This is a genomic window from Caballeronia sp. SBC1 (assembly GCF_011493005.1).
Lineage (GTDB): Bacteria > Pseudomonadota > Gammaproteobacteria > Burkholderiales > Burkholderiaceae > Caballeronia.
Genome location: NZ_CP049156.1, coordinates 2,110,374 through 2,125,960, shown reverse-complemented (window position 1 = coordinate 2,125,960; position 15,587 = coordinate 2,110,374). Strand labels below are relative to the sequence as shown.

Genomic DNA, 15,587 nt, shown 5'->3' with positions numbered 1-15,587 from the left:
TCCACACGCTTCCCGATCGTTCGTCCGGGCGCTGAGACCATGCTCTTCGTGCAGTTCACGCTCGATAACGACCGCTATGTGATCGACAGTTCGCAAGTCGAGCGAATGCTGTCGCTCCTGCCGCTGAAGGCGATGCCTGGCGTACCGGATTGGGTCGCGGGCGTGCTGGATTACGAAGGTTTGCCGGTGCCGGTCATCGACCTGGCTGCGCTTGCACTGGGCCGGCGTTCGCACGGACGTTTGTCCACGCGCCTGGCGCTGGTCTACTACCCGCATGAAAGCCCGACGGGCGTCGAACATAAGCGTCTCGGCATTTTGCTCGAGCGCGCCACGCGCACGCTGACGCTCGACGCCGCCGCGTTCAGGCACGCCGGTGTCGAGGCGGCGAACGCGCGTTATCTCGGGCCGCTAGCACGCGACGCGCAGGGCTTTGTTCAATGGGTCCGCATTGAGCATCTGTTGCCGGAACACGTGCAGGCACAACTCTTTACGCCGAGCGAAGCATGAAGCACGTCTCTATTTCCGATGAGGCCCGTCGCGCGGCGGAGGCGTTTCACAAGATCCACGCGATGCATGAAAGCCGTCGCGAGCCGCTTCCGCATGCGCTGATCGCGCAGTTCGCCGGGCTTTTACAACGGACGATCGGTCTGGACCCTGCGTCTATCGGCGAGAAAGCGATCGAACGAGCCGTATCGGACCGATTTGCCGCATGGCGCGCCGCCGGTGCCGATGGTCTGGACGAATCGCGGGCCAGTATCGACGCGTTCTGGCTTGTGGTGAACGGCGTGCCGGCGCAATTGCAGGCCTTGATCGAGGCGGCTGTCGTGCCGGAGACGTGGTTTTTCCGCGATGCCGAGGCGTTCAACTCATTGGCCAAGCTGGCGCGGATGCAGCTTCTCGATCACCCGTTCAAGCCGGTGCGGATCCTGAGCATGCCGTGCTCGACGGGCGAGGAGGCCTACACCGCCGCCATGGCCATGCTCGACGCGGGTATTGCACCCGAGCGTTTTTCCATCGATGCCATCGATATCAGCGGCCGCGCGCTCGACCTTGCCCGCCACGCGCACTATGGCGGCAACGCGTTCCGCAGTCGCGCGCTCGGATTTCGCGAGCGTTTTTTCGTACAGGCTGGCGATCAATGGCGGCTATTGCCGGAAGTGATGGAGCGAGTGCGGTTTCGCCAGGCGAATCTGCTGACGCTCGATCCGCAGACGTTCGAACCCTTCGATTTCGTTTTCTGCCGCAACGTGCTGATCTATTTTGGCCGGCAGACACAGCACACGGCCATGCGGGTGCTGGACGGCCTGCTTGCACCGGGCGGAACGCTGTTTGTCGGGCCCGCGGAAACGGGACTGATGATGCGCGAAGGTATGGCGTCGGCCAAGCTGGTGCTGGCGTTCGCGTTCAGACGGCCGGAAGGTGGACTAGAGGACGAGCTGGCGGGCGGTGCCCGGCCGGCGTTTAACCGCGAGCGCGGCTGGGGCGAGCAAGGTTTGGGCGCCCGGCCACGGGCGCTATTCGCTGCCATCGCCAGCGCCGAGCGGGCAATGGAAATTGCCGCGCGGGCTGCGACGCCAAAGGTATCGGTTGCGGAGTCCAGCCCGGCGAATACGTTCGGCCATCGGGCCGCATCGGCTATAAATCTGAACGACGCACTTGGACGCTCATTTTCATTCGGCTTGCCTGCTGCCAGCGCGTCGCATGCAGCACCCGACATAGCGGCCAACGCCCAGGCTGCCGCCAAACCGGGCACGCTCAAACAAGCCCAGGCACTTGCCGATGCTGGCGCGTTGCTCGAAGCCGCCGACATCGCGCGGACCTATCTCAAGGCGCACCCGGCCAGCGCAGACGCTTACTACTTGCTCGGCGTGATCGCGGATACGCGAGGTGAGCAAAGCGCGGCGAGAGGTTTTTACAAACGTGCGCTTTATCTTGACCCCGGGCATGGTGAGGCGCTGACGCATCTTGCCGCCGTGCTCGGGCTGGAAGGCGATCGTGCGGGCGCGCAGTTGTTGCTGGCGCGCGCTGAACGTGCTGAACGTGCATCAGGAGGCCGCCATGAGTGATCCGCGCGACCAGCACGACGTAAAGTTTGACGCAGATGAAACGGCCGGGCACGTCGAACTGGTTTCAGCCTCGGGCGCCCCGGCGTCATTACTTGCCAATGGAGATGTCCCGATCGACGACTGCTGGAACCGCATTGGCGTTCGCGGCGACGGTTCGTGTCCGCGCCTGGCCGGGTACATTCATTGTCGCAATTGTCCTGTGCACGATGCCGCCGCGGCGCGCGTGCTGGACCGCGAACAATCCGCCGATACGGTGATCGGACAAGAGGTCCTGCATCGCCAGACAGCGCAGTCACTGAGCGAATACGCGGCCCGCGAGGCGGATGCCACGTCGTGGCTCGTATTTCGCATCGGCGATGAATGGCTGGGTTTGCCCACCACGATCTTCCAGCAGGTCGCCCAGTTGCGGCCGATTCACTCGTTGCCGCACCGGCGTCATCGCGCGGTGCTCGGCGTCGTGAATGTGCGCGGGACGTTGCTCGTATGCGCGTCGCTGGCGCGGTTGTTCGGGATCGCATCGGTGGTGGGGCAGGATGGGCGCAGGCCGGAGCAGCAGAGCGGCCTGCAGGGTGTCGATGCGCGGGATCTTGCGCGTTTGCTGGTCATCGAGCCAGGCGGCGACGTTGGCGAGCGCGGCGGTTCCAGTAAACCCGGTAACCCCGGCAACCCGATCGTGTTCCCCGTCGACGCCGTCGATGGCGTGCATCGTTTTGCGCGCGCAGATTTCCAGGCGGTGCCGGCGACCATAGCGAGCATGTCGGCGTCTCACTCGGTGGCCGTGACGGCATGGAACGGCGTGACGGTGGGCCTGCTCGACGCGGCCAAACTTTTCGAGACCTTGAATCGGAGCCTCACATGAGCGGCGCTGAAACAGGCCAGGGGCCAAGCCGCGGCCAGCCGTCGCTCATCGATTTGTTTCGCGAGGAAGCGCGGGCGCAGGCGCAGATCCTGAGCGACGGCCTGCTCGCGCTGGAACGCTCCCCTCGTGACCCGGTGACACTCGAAGCCTGCATGCGGGCTGCCCACTCGTTGAAGGGCGCAGCGCGGATTGTCGGCGTACCGGACGGCGTGAGCCTCGCGCATGTGATGGAAGACTGCTTCGTCGGCGCACAACAAGGGCGCGTGAGCGTCGATGCCGGCATGATCGACGTGCTGCTGGGCGGTGTCGACCTGATCTTGCGGATCGGCCAGGGGTCCGGCGACGAAACCCTGTCGCAGACGGACGTGGACGCTTTCGTCGACTCCCTGAATGCACGGATGAACGGCGCTGCCGGTGCGCCACCCTCATCTGTTTTTGAAGCGCCTCAGTCAGACGCCGACCTTGATTTATCGAATGAACTGACTCTCTCAGCGCCCGTGGTTGAAGACACTCGGGAAACCGTGGAAGCCACGTTCCACCAGCCGGCCCGCTTCGCCGAACTGCGCGAGCCGGCCCGCATGCTACGCGTTCGTGCCGACACCCTCGACCGCTTGCTCAGCCATTCGGGTGAATCGCTGGTCGAGTCACGCTGGCTCAAACCATTTGCTCAATCCATGTTGCGGGTGAAGCGGATCCAGCGCGACGCAAGCCGGGCGCTTGATTTCCTGCACGAATCGCTGACCGAGGCGTCGACCTCGGCATCGCGTTCATCGGCCACGCCGACTGCGGCGTTCGACACGCGCACGCTCGATGCGCTGGACGAAGTCCGCCGTCTCAACGCGGAGGCGCATCGGCAGCTCGGCGAGCGCCTGGCCGAACTGGAAAACTATGACCGGCGCTCGACGCATCTGTCGCAGCAACTCTACGACGAAGCGCTCGAATGCCGGATGCGGCCGTTCGTCGATGCCACCGGCGGTTTTGCGCGCATGGTCCGCGACGTAGCACGCTCGCTCGATAAACAAGTGCGCTTCGTAATCGCCGGTGAAGCGACGGAAGTGGACCGCGACATCCTCGACCTGCTCGAAGCGCCGCTGGGTCATTTGCTACGCAACGCGGTCGATCACGGCATTGAAGCGCCATCGATGCGGCGGGCGCTTGGCAAGCCGCCGGAAGGCACCATCACGCTGGAAGCCCGCCATAGCGCGGGTTCGCTTTTTATCAGCGTCAGCGACGACGGCGGCGGCGTGGACCTCGACGCGTTGCGCCGGGCTATTGTCCAGAAACGCCTGGCCAACGAGACCACGGTCACGCATCTTTCGGACACCGAACTGCTTGAATTCCTGTTCCTGCCCGGCTTCTCCATGCGCGATACCGTCACCGACGTCTCCGGCCGTGGCGTCGGACTTGACGCAGTGCAGGATGTCGTACGGCAAGTGCGCGGCAACCTGCGTGTCACGCAGGAAGTGCTGGTTGGCACGCGTTTTGTGATGCAGTTGCCGCTGACGCTGTCCGTGATCCGCAGCCTGATTGTTGAAGTGGACGGCGAGCCGTATGGGCTGCCGCTCGCGCACGTCACGCGCACGCTTGTCCTGCCGCGGGCATCGATCGACCTGCTCGAAGGGCATCAGCATTTCGCGTTCGAAGGGCGGCGGCTCGGCATTGTCACCGCGCACCAGATCCTCCGCTCAGGCACCTTCGAGACCGCCAGCGACACCCTCAATGTCGTCGTGATCGGGCAGGGCGCGGCGAGCTACGGCGTGGTCGTCGACCGCTTTCTCGGCGAGCGCATGCTGGTCGTGCAACCACTCGACAAACGCCTGGGGAAGGTGCCGACTATCGCGGCGGGCGCGTTGATGGAAAACGGCGATCCGCTCCTGATCGCCGATCTCGACGACTGGCTGCGCGCGGTTGAAAAGCTGGTCATCGACGGTGAACTCGGGCGGGTCTCGTCAGGCACGGCGCGCGTGGTCGCCGCAGCGAGAAAACGCGTGCTGGTAGTGGATGACTCGCTGACGGTGCGCGAACTCGAACGCAAGCTGCTCGCCGGGCGCGGTTACGACGTGACTATCGCCGTCGACGGCATGGACGGCTGGAACGCGGTACGCAGCGAGCGTTTCGACCTGGTGATCACTGACATTGACATGCCGCGCCTTGACGGCATCGAATTAGTGACGCTGATCCGGCGCGATCCGCAACTCAGCGAGATACCGGTGATGATTGTGTCCTACAAGGATCGCGCGGAAGACCGCCAGCGGGGACTGGATGCCGGCGCGGACTATTATCTGGCGAAAGGGAGTTTCCACGATCAGACCTTGCTCGACGCGGTGCGGGATCTGATCGGCGAAGCGCAGTCCGAGGCGTAGTCCAAAGCGCAGTCGTGAGAGAACACTAAAAAAGAGAGGCGAGCGATGAAGATCGGGATCGTGAACGACATGCCGCTGGCGGTGGACGCCTTGCGCGGGGCGCTTGCCACCCGGCGTGACTTCGAGGTGATCTGGGTGGCCAGTGACGGCGCGCAGGCGGTCGACTACTGCATGGCGCAGAAACCGGACGTCGTGCTGATGGACCTCGTGATGCCGCATATGGACGGCACCGAAGCCACGCGGCGAATCATGCGTGAGACGCCGTGCGCGATCCTGATCGTGACAGTCGATGTGGGCGCGAACGCGTGGCGGGTCTACGAGGCCATGGGCGCGGGCGCGCTGGATGCCGTCGACACACCGGTGCTCGCAGGCCCCGACGCGAAGCGCGGAATCGCTGCGCTGACCGCCAAGATCGACCAGATTGCCGCGCAGCAGGCTACGAAAGCAGCCGCGCATCCGATTGCAGCCGCGCCACGTATTACCTCGGACACCGACCTGCTCGCGATCGGCGCGTCGGCGGGTGGTCCAAGTGCGCTGGCGACGCTGCTGGCCGAGCTGCCGGCCGGCTTCGCGCCGGCTACGGTGATTGTCCAGCATGTGGACCAGGCCTTTGCGATCGGCATGGCCGACTGGCTCAACGAACAGTCGACCCTGCCGGTGCGCGTGGCGCGCGAGGGCGACCGGCCGGAGCCGGGCTGCGTGCTGCTCGCGGCGACCAATGACCACCTGCATTTTTCCGGCAGCGGCAATCGGCTGGGCTACACGAAAGAGCCGCTCGCGACGCCATACCGACCATCCATCGACGTGTTTTTTCAAAGCGTGGTCGCGCGCTGGAGCGGCAACGCGGTCGGCGTGCTGCTGACCGGTATGGGCCGCGATGGCGCGGCGGGCCTCGCCGCCATGCGCGCCAAGGGTTATCACACTATTGCGCAGGACGAAGCGACATGCGCCGTGTACGGCATGCCGAAAGCGGCCGCCGCGCTGAATGCGGCGGTAGCCATCCTGCCGCTCCCGAATATCGCGAATGCCGTGCAAAAGGCGTTCACATCATCGCGCAAATGACGCGCTCGAACTCGACTCAGAACAGGATTCAGTCATGGAACATCGAAATGCAGATCCGCTGGCGGAGCGCGCCCGGCGTGAGCAGGCCGGCCCGGAATTCCGTGCGGAAAGCCCGGCAGCCTCCCTCGATGCTGCGACCGGGGAGCGTTCTGCCGCCGATCTGCTTGCCGACGCGCTGAATGCGCCGAGCGCCGCCGAAAGCGCGGTCATGGTACTACTGGTCGACGACCAGACGATTGTCGCGGAAGCGGTGCGCCGCGCGCTGGTGGAGCAGCCGCGGCTGGATTTTCACTACTGCGCCAACCCCGAGGATGCATTGCGCGTCGCGCAGGCCACGCGGCCGACCGTGATCCTGCAGGATCTTGTCATGCCGGGCGTGGACGGGCTGACGCTGGTGCGTCAATACCGCGAGAACGAGGCGACCCGCGATATTCCGATCATTGTGTTGTCGACGAAGGAAGAGCCGCGCATCAAGAGCGCCGCGTTTGCTGCGGGCGCCAACGATTATCTGGTGAAGCTGCCGGACACTATCGAATTGATTGCGCGGATTCGCTACCACTCGCGTTCGTATCTGAACTTGCTGCAGCGCGACGAGGCTTACCGCGCGTTGCGGCAGTCGCAGCAAAAACTGCTCGAAACCAATCTGGAACTGCAGCGCCTGACCAATTCGGACGGGCTGACGGGTTTATCGAACCGTCGATGTCTGGACGATTACGTGAGCGCCGAGTGGAAACGCGCGGCGCGCGAACAGTCGCCGCTCGGCTTCCTGATGATCGATGTGGACAACTTCAAGTCGTACAACGACACCTACGGCCATGTGGCGGGCGACGATGTGCTGAAGCTCGTGGCGCGCGCGATTGAATCGAGCCTGAACCGTCCCGCCGATCTTGCCGCCCGCTTTGGTGGTGAGGAATTCGCGGTGGTGTTGCCGTCTACGTCGACTGGCGGCTTGCGCCTGCTCGGTGAGAAGATCCGCATGGCGGTGGAGGCGCTTGCCGTGCCGCATACGGGTTCAGCCAGCGATCGGCTGACGATCAGCGTGGGCGGCGTCATGCAGGTGCCGCAGCCGGGAGAAGACATGAAGCAGTTGATCGAAGCTGCCGACCTGGCTTTGTATCGGGCCAAGCGTGACGGGCGCAATCGGGTGGACGTCGCCAATTGAGCTGAGCCGGTTTGCCACGAGCGGTTCCGTTCACCGTGCCCGCGGCGCCGTTCACCTATACCGCGAGCTTGCCGAAACTGAACGGCACCATGCCGCAGAAGGCGCTCTAGCCGCCCTTGCGCGCCTTGTGCACGATGATCGAGGCGCGTTTGAGGTGCTGTGAACAATCGGACGGTTCCGTCGATGCATCGGTCGACCGGCTGCCACAACCGTTGGCGATGCCTCAGCCGATAAACCGCCTTGAGCCTCGCTGACGCGCGGCGGTGTGACGTGGTGGGGCGTTACCGCGAAACTCAGGTGCGAATTGGCATCGAAGGCAGCAGAAGAAGCTGCGGGGGCAGGCGTCACGACATCGTTCGATGCAACGAGGTCGGCCAAGGGCGCGCTCCACTGATCGGCCGGAGGAGGGGGCGCCCTGTGTACCGGTGGCTTCGCCGGCACGCTCGGTTCAGCGACGGTCGTGGTGCGGTTGAGCCACGCGTCATGGGATGCGATCAGGCCGGGCGAACGTCCACGCGGTATTTCATTCCAGTCGGAGCGATCCATCGAGAGGGCGGAGGGCGCAGTCTGGACGGTTGTTGCCACGGAGCTTGGCGCACCTTCTATTGCGGCCGGTTGCGGCTCTTGCGTTAAAACATGCGGCGGTGGCGCAGCGTACATTTGCCCAGGCGAAGTGAGCCGAACGGCGGCCGGTGCGCTCCAGGCATCGTCAACTGCGAGGCTGGGGGCTGCGGGGTTGCTCCATGGGTCATCGGCTGCAAGTTGGGGCGCGGCGTGATTGCGCCATTGCTCACCCGCGGGCACGCTGGTCAAAGCGGACTCTCCCGCGCGGGCCGTTGCGTGCATCAAACCAAAGGCGGCGCACGCCAGCGCGACTTTTTCCAGTCCTGATTGAACGAGCCGAAACAGGTCATGGAGCGGTGAGCGAGACATGGCATTTCCCTTGAATACACGAAAGCTCGCAGCCTATGGGAAAGTGCAGTCCGAAATAACGCGATTTATCCGAATAGTGAAGAGTTTCAGTGAAGAATTGAGCTGAGGGATGGTTACGGCAGCATTTGAATGGCAGTGCGATGTTCCGGCGACTCTGAATTGTGACATTCGATGTCTTTGATCCCAGGCTTCTCACGGCAATGCGCTGACCGTTCGGTTATCCCAAGGAAGTGCAAAGGGCCGTTCCGACTCACGTCGGAACGGCCCTTTGCTTGCCGCGCTCGCTTCAGTTTCTACGCGTCAGGCGAGAGAGAGCTCGCCCAAATTGCATGTGACCCGACAGCGACGGTTATTTGGCTGCCTCCGTTGTTTTCCCCGCCGCCGCCGCTGCAACATTCGCCGCGCTGCCAGTTGGAGAACCCATTGCCTGGAACAGCAACGCGGTATCGCTCAGACGCGCGCTTTCATAGCGAATAGCATCCAGCCGGGCGTTGCGGTACTGGCGCTCGCTCGCACGTGATGCCGAGGGCGGAATCGCCCCAAGCCGCACGCGGGCCGCTGCATCCGTGAACGCGCTCATGGAAGCGCGGCTGGCGGTATCGGCGAAGCTGAGTGCCTGGTTATCCTGCTCGAGCGCCGCGAGCGAATCCGCCACGTTGCGGAACGCGGCCAGCACCGTTTGCTTGTATTGCGCCACGGCGGCTTCATAGCTCGCTTGCGCCGCGCGTTTTTGAGCGAGTAATGCGCCGCCATGAAACAGCGGCTGCGACAGCGACGCGCCTAAACCCCAGATCGCGCCAGCCCCTGATAAGGCGGATGGCCAGCTGAAACCCGCTTTCCCCATCGACGCAGACAACGTCAGGCTCGGGAACATCTGCGCCGTCGCAACGCCGACTTGCGCTGCGGCCGCTTTGAGCAGTGCATCGGCGGCCTGGATATCCGGGCGGCTGGCAAGCAGTTCCGACGGCACGACCACTGGCACGTTGCCCGGCACGGTGAGCGACGCGAGATCGAGATCCGGCGGTGCCTGATCCGGTGTCCGGCCGAGCATCACGGCAAGCGCGTGGCGCGTTGCAAGCCACTGGGCGCGCAGCCCCGGCAGCGAAGCGGCGAGCGCGGCGGCATTTGATTGTGCCTCGAGCGCGTCTGCGCGCGACGCCGAACCGAGTTCGTAGCGGCGCTGCGTTTCTCGCGCATCGTCATCCGCGAGGACGATCAGCCGCTCGGTCGTATCGATTTGCGCGCCTAACGACGCCGCACCGATAGCACCCGTGACAATGTTCGCGGCGAGTGCGCGGCGGGCGGCATCGAATTGCCAGGCCTGGCTATCTACCTGCGCTGCCAGCGCCCGGTCCGCGAGTCGCGCCGCGCCGAACAGGTCGAACGTGTATTGTGCCCGGATCTGGCCGACAAAGAGGTTGTAGAGCACCGTGGGCGGCCCGAAGTTCGGCACGCCGATCGCGCGCTCACGGTTCGTCTGGCCGCCGAGGTCGATGCTCGGCAGCATCGACTCGCCGACTTGCGCCCGCAGTTGTTCGCGCGCCGCAGCGAGGGTTTTGTCGGTCGCGGCGAGGCTTGGGCTGTTACGCAAACCTTCATCGACCAGCGCGTTCAACGGCTCCGAACGGTAGAGCTTCCACCATTCGGGCACGGGTTTCGCACCGGCGTCGAAACTCTGCGATACCCCTTCGGCCGTCACGGTACGCGCTGGTTGCGCGTCGGCACCGTAATGGGCCACCGTCGCCATGACGGGCGGCTTTCCATCCGGGCCAAACGTGCACGCGGAAAGGGCGGCTGCAAAGCCAAGAACAGTGAGGGCAGAGCGTGTCATGACTGGCCTCCATCGCGGACATCGGGCGTTGAGGGTGTGTTCGGATCTTCATACCCCGCGCGCTCGTTATGCCGCACCTTGAACGAAGCCGCATACAACGCCGGCAAGTAAAACAGCGTAAGCACGGTCGCGCTCGTGATCCCGCCCATTAACGCGGTTGCCATCGGGCCGAAGAAGTTGCTGCGCAAGAGCGGAATCAGCGCGAGCACCGCAGCGGCGGCAGTCAGCGTGATCGGCCGGAAACGCCGCACCGTCGCGCCAACAATGGCGTCAAAGCGAGGATGCCCCGCGGCAATATCCTGCTCGATCTGGTCGACGAGAATCACCGAGTTACGCATGATGATCCCGAACATCGCGATCACGCCAAGCATGGCGACAAATCCGAACGGCTTGTTGAACAGCAGCAGCGCGATCACCACGCCGATCAACCCAAGCGGCGCGGTCAGCACCACCATCATCACGCGTGCGAAGCTCTGCAACTGGATCATCAGCAGCGTGAGCACGACAATTGCCATGATCGGCATTTGCGCGTTGATGGACGATTGGCCTTTCGCGCTTTCCTCAACCGGTCCGCCCACTTCTATCCGATACCCCACCGGCAACCCAGCCCGCAACGTGGCGAGTTTCTTTTCGATCGCATGCGTCACGTCAATACCCTGCGCGCCGGCCTTCACGTCCGACTGCACGGTGATGGTCGGCTGGCGGTCGCGTTCCCAGATCACGCCGTATTCCAGATCGTTCACCACATGCCCGATCGTTCCGAGCGGCACGGGTCCGTTCGGTGTGGGCATGGCGAGCGTGGCGAGCTTCGCCGGATCAACCCGTTCGCTTTTCGGCGCGCGCAAGTCGACGCTGATCAGCTTGTCGTGTTCACGATACTGCGTGACCGTATAACCGGTCAGTTGCATCGCAAGGAAATCCGATACGTCCTGCGAACTGATACCAAGTTCCCGCGCCTTCTTCTGGTCGATATCGAAGCGCACCGAGCGCTCCGACGGCTCGTCCCAGTCATACTGGACGTTGGTCGTGCCGCTGTTGGCGCTCATTTCCGCGAAGACCTTTTCGGCGATACTGCGCACCCTCGGCAGATCGTCGCCGCTCACGCGGAACTGCACCGGATAGCCGACCGGGGGACCGTTTTCAAGCCGCGACAACCGCGTGCGAATCGACGAAAATTTTTCGCGCAGCACGGGCTCGAGCCAGCGCGCGAGCTTCTCGCGATCTTCAACCGACTTCGCCGTAATCACGAACTGCGCGAAGTTCGGCACTTGCAATTGCTGGTCGAGCGGCAGATAGAAGCGCGGCGCACCCGAGCCAACGAAGTTCACTACATGATCGACCTCGGGCCGTCCCTCCAGCACCTTCTCGAGACGTTTCGTCTCGCGCAGCGTGGCTTCGAACGAGGCGCCTTCCTGCAATCGGACATCGACGAGCAGTTCCGAACGGTCCGAACTCGGGAAGAATTGTTGAGGAATAAGCGTGAACCCTGCCAACGCGATCACGAACAGCACGAGCGTGATGCCCAGCACCACGAAACGCCGCTCAATACACCATGTCAGCCAGCCGCGCAGACGGGTGTAGAACTTCGTGTTGTAGATATCGTGTTCATGATCGTGGGCGTGATGCGCCTCGCGTTTGCGCTCAGGCAACAGCTTGTAGCCGAGCAGCGGAATCAGTACGACTGCCGCGAACCACGACGCGATCAACGCAATGGCCGACACTTCGAAGATCGAGCGCGTGTACTCGCCGGTGCTGGATTTGGCCAGCGCGATAGGCAGGAAACCGGCGACCGTCACGAGTGTGCCCGTGAGCATGGGGAACGCGGTGCTGGTATAGGCGTAGGCCGCGGCACGCGAACGGTTCCAGCCCTGTTCGAGTTTCACCGCCATCATTTCGACGGCGATGATCGCGTCGTCGACCAAGAGGCCGAGCGCGAGAATCAGTGTCCCGAGCGAGACCTTGTGCAGGCCGATATCGAAGAGATACATGAAGAGGGCAGTGACCGCGAGCACGACCGGGATCGAGATCACGACGACCATGCCCGTGCGTACGCCAAGCGACACCAGGCTCACAATCAGCACGATGATGACGGCTTCGGCAACCGCTTCAAGAAAATCATCGACCGACTTCGATACCGCATGCGGCATGCTCGACACTTCGTTGAGCACGAGGCCGGCGGGCAGTTGCGCACGCAGCTCGGCGACCTTGGCATCCAGCGCCTTGCCCAATTGCACGACGTCCTGACCCGGCTGCATCGTGATGCCAATACCCAGCACCGGCTTCTCGCCTGAGCGCATTTGTGTAGCCGGGGGATCGAGATAACCGCGCTTGATGGTCGCTATGTCGCCAAGACGAAATGAGCGGCCGTTGACGCGGATCAGCGTGTTGGCGAGCGCGGCCATGTCGGTGATCTGGCCGCTTGGCCGCACGAACACGCGGTCGTTGGGCGTGTTCAGCGTACCCGAGGGCGCAACCGCATTCTGACCGTCGATAGCCTGGGCAATCTGCTGCGGCGAGATCCCAAGCCGCGTGAGTTGCGTGTTCGCTATTTCGATATAAACGCGCTCGTCCTGATCGCCGAAATAATTGACCTTCGCCACACCCGGTACGCGCAACAAGACCGTGCGCAGCGAGTCGGCGTAATCGTGAAGTTGAACCGGCGAAAAACCGTCGCCTTCCAGCGTGTAGATGTTCGTGAAGACGTCGCCGAATTCGTCGTTGAAGTACGGACCTTGGACACCTCTTGGCAGCGTGTAGGCAATGTCCCCGACTTTCTTGCGCACCTGATACCACTCTTCGGGCACATCCTTCGCGGGCGCGCCGTCCTTCATCGTGAAGAACAGCAGCGACTCACCGGGGCGGGAATAGCTGCGCAGGAAATCGGTGGCGGGCGTTTCCTGCAGCTTCTTCGCAATCTTGTCCGTGACCTGTTCCTGCACCTGCTGCGCGGTGGCGCCGGGCCAGAAGGTCTGGATAACCATCACGCGGAACGTGAACGGCGGGTCTTCCGATTGCGCGAGCCGGGTGTACGCCAGCACCCCGAAAATGGTCGCCATCGCGATCAGGAAGACGACCAATGCCTGATGGCGCAAGGCCCAGGCCGAAAGATTGAAACTGCCTTCTTCGTGACGATAATCGCCCCTTGCCGCAGCGGCCGCGTTGGCAGCGGCTGCCGTTGCAGCGGCGTCCGATGAGTCTCGTTCGTGGTCGCTCATGACGCGAAATCTTCCGGGTGCAAGGGTGCGACCACGCGAACTTTCTCGCCGGCGGAAACGGTGTGGACTCCTTGCCATACCACTCGGTCACCGGGTGCGATCCCGTTGGAAACCGTCACGGTGCGCTCGCCGTATCGCGACACGTCCACGCGCCGCAATTCAAGCGAGCCGTCCGCTTTCACGATCCAGACGGCGGGCAGTTTGCCCGCGTGAAAAAGCGCGGTGGATGGCAGCGTGAACGCTTGTGCGGATGCCCCGGATGTCCCCGATGCGGGCACTTGCGCGAACGTCACGTCGGCGGTCATACCAAGCCGGACCTCCGGCGTGGGCGCTTCAAGGGTCATCCTTACGCGATAAGTACGACTTTGGGGGTCGGCGGCGGGCGACACTTCGCGCACGCGGGCCGCGAACTGCTTGCCTCCCAGCGCGGCAAGTCTCACGATGGCTTTCTGGCCGACCGCGAGCGAACCGAGCGTGGTTTCCGGCACGTCCGACACCACGTCGATCTCGCCGCTCCACGCGAGGTTATAGACGGCTTGTCCCGCCGATACGTTCTGCCCCGTGTCAGCCTGTTCAGCCGTGATGACGCCGGCGCGGTCAGCAATAAGCGTGGTGTATTTCAACTGATCGGCCGACAACGCGGCCTGTGCCTGAGCCTGGTTGCGCTGCCCGAGCGCTGCTGCATAGGCGTTTTCGGTTTGTTCGAGTTGTGCGCGGGAGATCAGGTTTTCCTGCGCCTGGGCGCGGTCGCGTGTGAGTTGCTGCTCGGCATAAGTAAGCTGATGCTGGGCGGCCGACAGTTGTGCGGCGGTGCTCGCGGCGTTCTTGGCGTTGTCGGCGGGATCGAGTTTCGCCACGATCTCGCCGGCTTTCACGCTGTCGCCCAGACGCACACGGCGCTCGATGATCTTCCCGCCCACACGAAACGACAGCGGGGTCGAGTAGCGTGCTTCGATAGTCGCGGGCAGCGACGACTGCACCGTGTGCGTGTCGGCGACGGCCGCCATGGCGACCACCGGGCGCAGCGCCACGGGGGGCGCTTCCTTCTTGCCACATGCGCTGAGCGCGACGACAGATACCACGCCGAGTGACCACGCAAGGGTGCGGCGAGCGGGAAAAAATCCCGATCCGGGCAACGTGAACGACATTAACCGCGATCGGAATGATGACAATGCCAACAGCAATGACAACGTGCGGCGACAGACTTGCAGAATCACGAATGACCTCGACGCAAAGACTTGCCGTGCGCGCAATGGACCTGCGGGCACGACCGGCGGGCAGCGTCGACACGAGGCGTCGCTGCGCATTTTCAAGATGTGGCGCTATTCGGGGCGCGATACTTGAACAGGCGGCATGCCACGGCCACCAAGCTTTTCAGTACCTCGTCGCCAGATACGCGATGAATTCTAATACAACCATGAATCTGAAATCAAAGCCGTATCATAATTCAATTTTGAGATGCTAAACTCAGCCGATGAAACGAATTCGCCTTACCCGGGAGCAAAGCCGTGATCAAACGCGTGAGCGTTTGCTGGACGCCGCGCAAGCTGTTTTTATGAAGAAGGGGTTTGTTGCCGCCAGTGTCGAGGACATTGCGGCGGCGGCGGGTTATACGCGCGGTGCGTTCTATTCGAACTTCGGCAGCAAGTCCGCTTTGTTTCTGGAACTGCTCAAGCGCGATCACGACGGAATCATGGGCCGGCTGCATTCCATCTTCGATGGCGAGGCGAGCCGGGCCGACATGGAAGCCCGCCTGTTGCAGTATTACAGTGAGTGTTACCGCGACAACAAGTGTTTTCTGCTGTGGGTGGAAGCGAAATTGCAATCAAGCCGCGACGCAAAATTTCGCGCGCAATTCAATGCATTCATCCGGGAATTGTTGCAGACGACGACCGCTTACATAGTCGCGTTTTCGGAGCGTGCGGGGACACCGTTGCCCATGCCGGCGGAGCAACTTGCGCTTGGGCTGACGGCGTTGATCGATGGAATGCAGTTTTTTTATACGTCGGATCCGCAGGCTTGCGGCAGTGAAATGTCCGAAGCCGTCCTGGCGAAGTTTTTTAGCCGGGTGGTGTTTGGATCCGATGTGGTCTGAG

The 15,587-nt window shown here is 63.2% G+C and carries 10 protein-coding genes; 7 read left to right on the top strand and 3 right to left on the bottom strand.

All coding sequences use genetic code 11. From position 1 onward, the window contains the following. Positions 1 to 39 precede the first annotated feature (39 nt). From SBC1_RS09345 to SBC1_RS09320, 6 genes are read left to right on the top strand one after another with little or no spacing between them, the layout of a single operon-like run. Positions 40 to 507, top strand: coding sequence for a chemotaxis protein CheW (locus SBC1_RS09345; protein WP_165091357.1), 468 nt, complete (start codon positions 40 to 42; stop codon positions 505 to 507). Then, positions 504 to 2,066 (top strand): protein-glutamate O-methyltransferase CheR, encoded by a 1,563-nt coding sequence (locus SBC1_RS09340; protein ID WP_241201911.1) that lies wholly within the window; start codon positions 504 to 506, stop codon positions 2,064 to 2,066. Before SBC1_RS09345 ends, SBC1_RS09340 begins: the two co-directional genes overlap by 4 nt. Further along, complete coding sequence (locus SBC1_RS09335; RefSeq protein ID WP_165091355.1) at positions 2,059 to 2,925, top strand: chemotaxis protein CheW; 867 nt, start codon at positions 2,059 to 2,061, stop codon at positions 2,923 to 2,925. Before SBC1_RS09340 ends, SBC1_RS09335 begins: the two co-directional genes overlap by 8 nt. Continuing rightward, positions 2,922 to 5,288, top strand: a complete 2,367-nt coding sequence (locus tag SBC1_RS09330) for a hybrid sensor histidine kinase/response regulator (protein WP_165091353.1) — start codon at positions 2,922 to 2,924, stop codon at positions 5,286 to 5,288. The genes SBC1_RS09335 and SBC1_RS09330 overlap by 4 nt, the downstream gene beginning before the upstream one ends. A gap of 45 nt (positions 5,289 to 5,333) precedes the next feature. Then, complete coding sequence (locus SBC1_RS09325) at positions 5,334 to 6,350, top strand: chemotaxis response regulator protein-glutamate methylesterase (RefSeq protein ID WP_165091350.1); 1,017 nt, start codon at positions 5,334 to 5,336, stop codon at positions 6,348 to 6,350. Positions 6,351 to 6,384: 34 nt separating this feature from the next. Then, a complete protein-coding gene (locus SBC1_RS09320) occupies positions 6,385 to 7,512 on the top strand; it encodes a diguanylate cyclase (RefSeq protein WP_165091345.1) in 1,128 nt (375 codons plus the stop codon). A gap of 1,282 nt (positions 7,513 to 8,794) precedes the next feature. Here the strand turns inward: SBC1_RS09320 and SBC1_RS09315 are convergent. From SBC1_RS09315 to SBC1_RS09305, 3 genes are read right to left on the bottom strand one after another with little or no spacing between them, the layout of a single operon-like run. Then, entirely contained in the window at positions 8,795 to 10,276 is a 1,482-nt protein-coding gene (locus tag SBC1_RS09315; RefSeq protein ID WP_165091342.1) for an efflux transporter outer membrane subunit, read from the bottom strand. Continuing rightward, complete coding sequence (locus tag SBC1_RS09310) at positions 10,273 to 13,491, bottom strand: efflux RND transporter permease subunit (protein ID WP_165091339.1); 3,219 nt, start codon at positions 13,489 to 13,491, stop codon at positions 10,273 to 10,275. Before SBC1_RS09310 ends, SBC1_RS09315 begins: the two co-directional genes overlap by 4 nt. Then, entirely contained in the window at positions 13,488 to 14,639 is a 1,152-nt protein-coding gene (locus SBC1_RS09305; RefSeq protein ID WP_165091337.1) for an efflux RND transporter periplasmic adaptor subunit, read from the bottom strand. Before SBC1_RS09305 ends, SBC1_RS09310 begins: the two co-directional genes overlap by 4 nt. A 326-nt stretch (positions 14,640 to 14,965) precedes the next feature. Between SBC1_RS09305 and SBC1_RS09300 the strand changes: the two genes are divergently transcribed. Continuing rightward, complete coding sequence (locus SBC1_RS09300) at positions 14,966 to 15,586, top strand: TetR/AcrR family transcriptional regulator (protein WP_165091303.1); 621 nt, start codon at positions 14,966 to 14,968, stop codon at positions 15,584 to 15,586. Position 15,587: the final 1 nt, after the last annotated feature.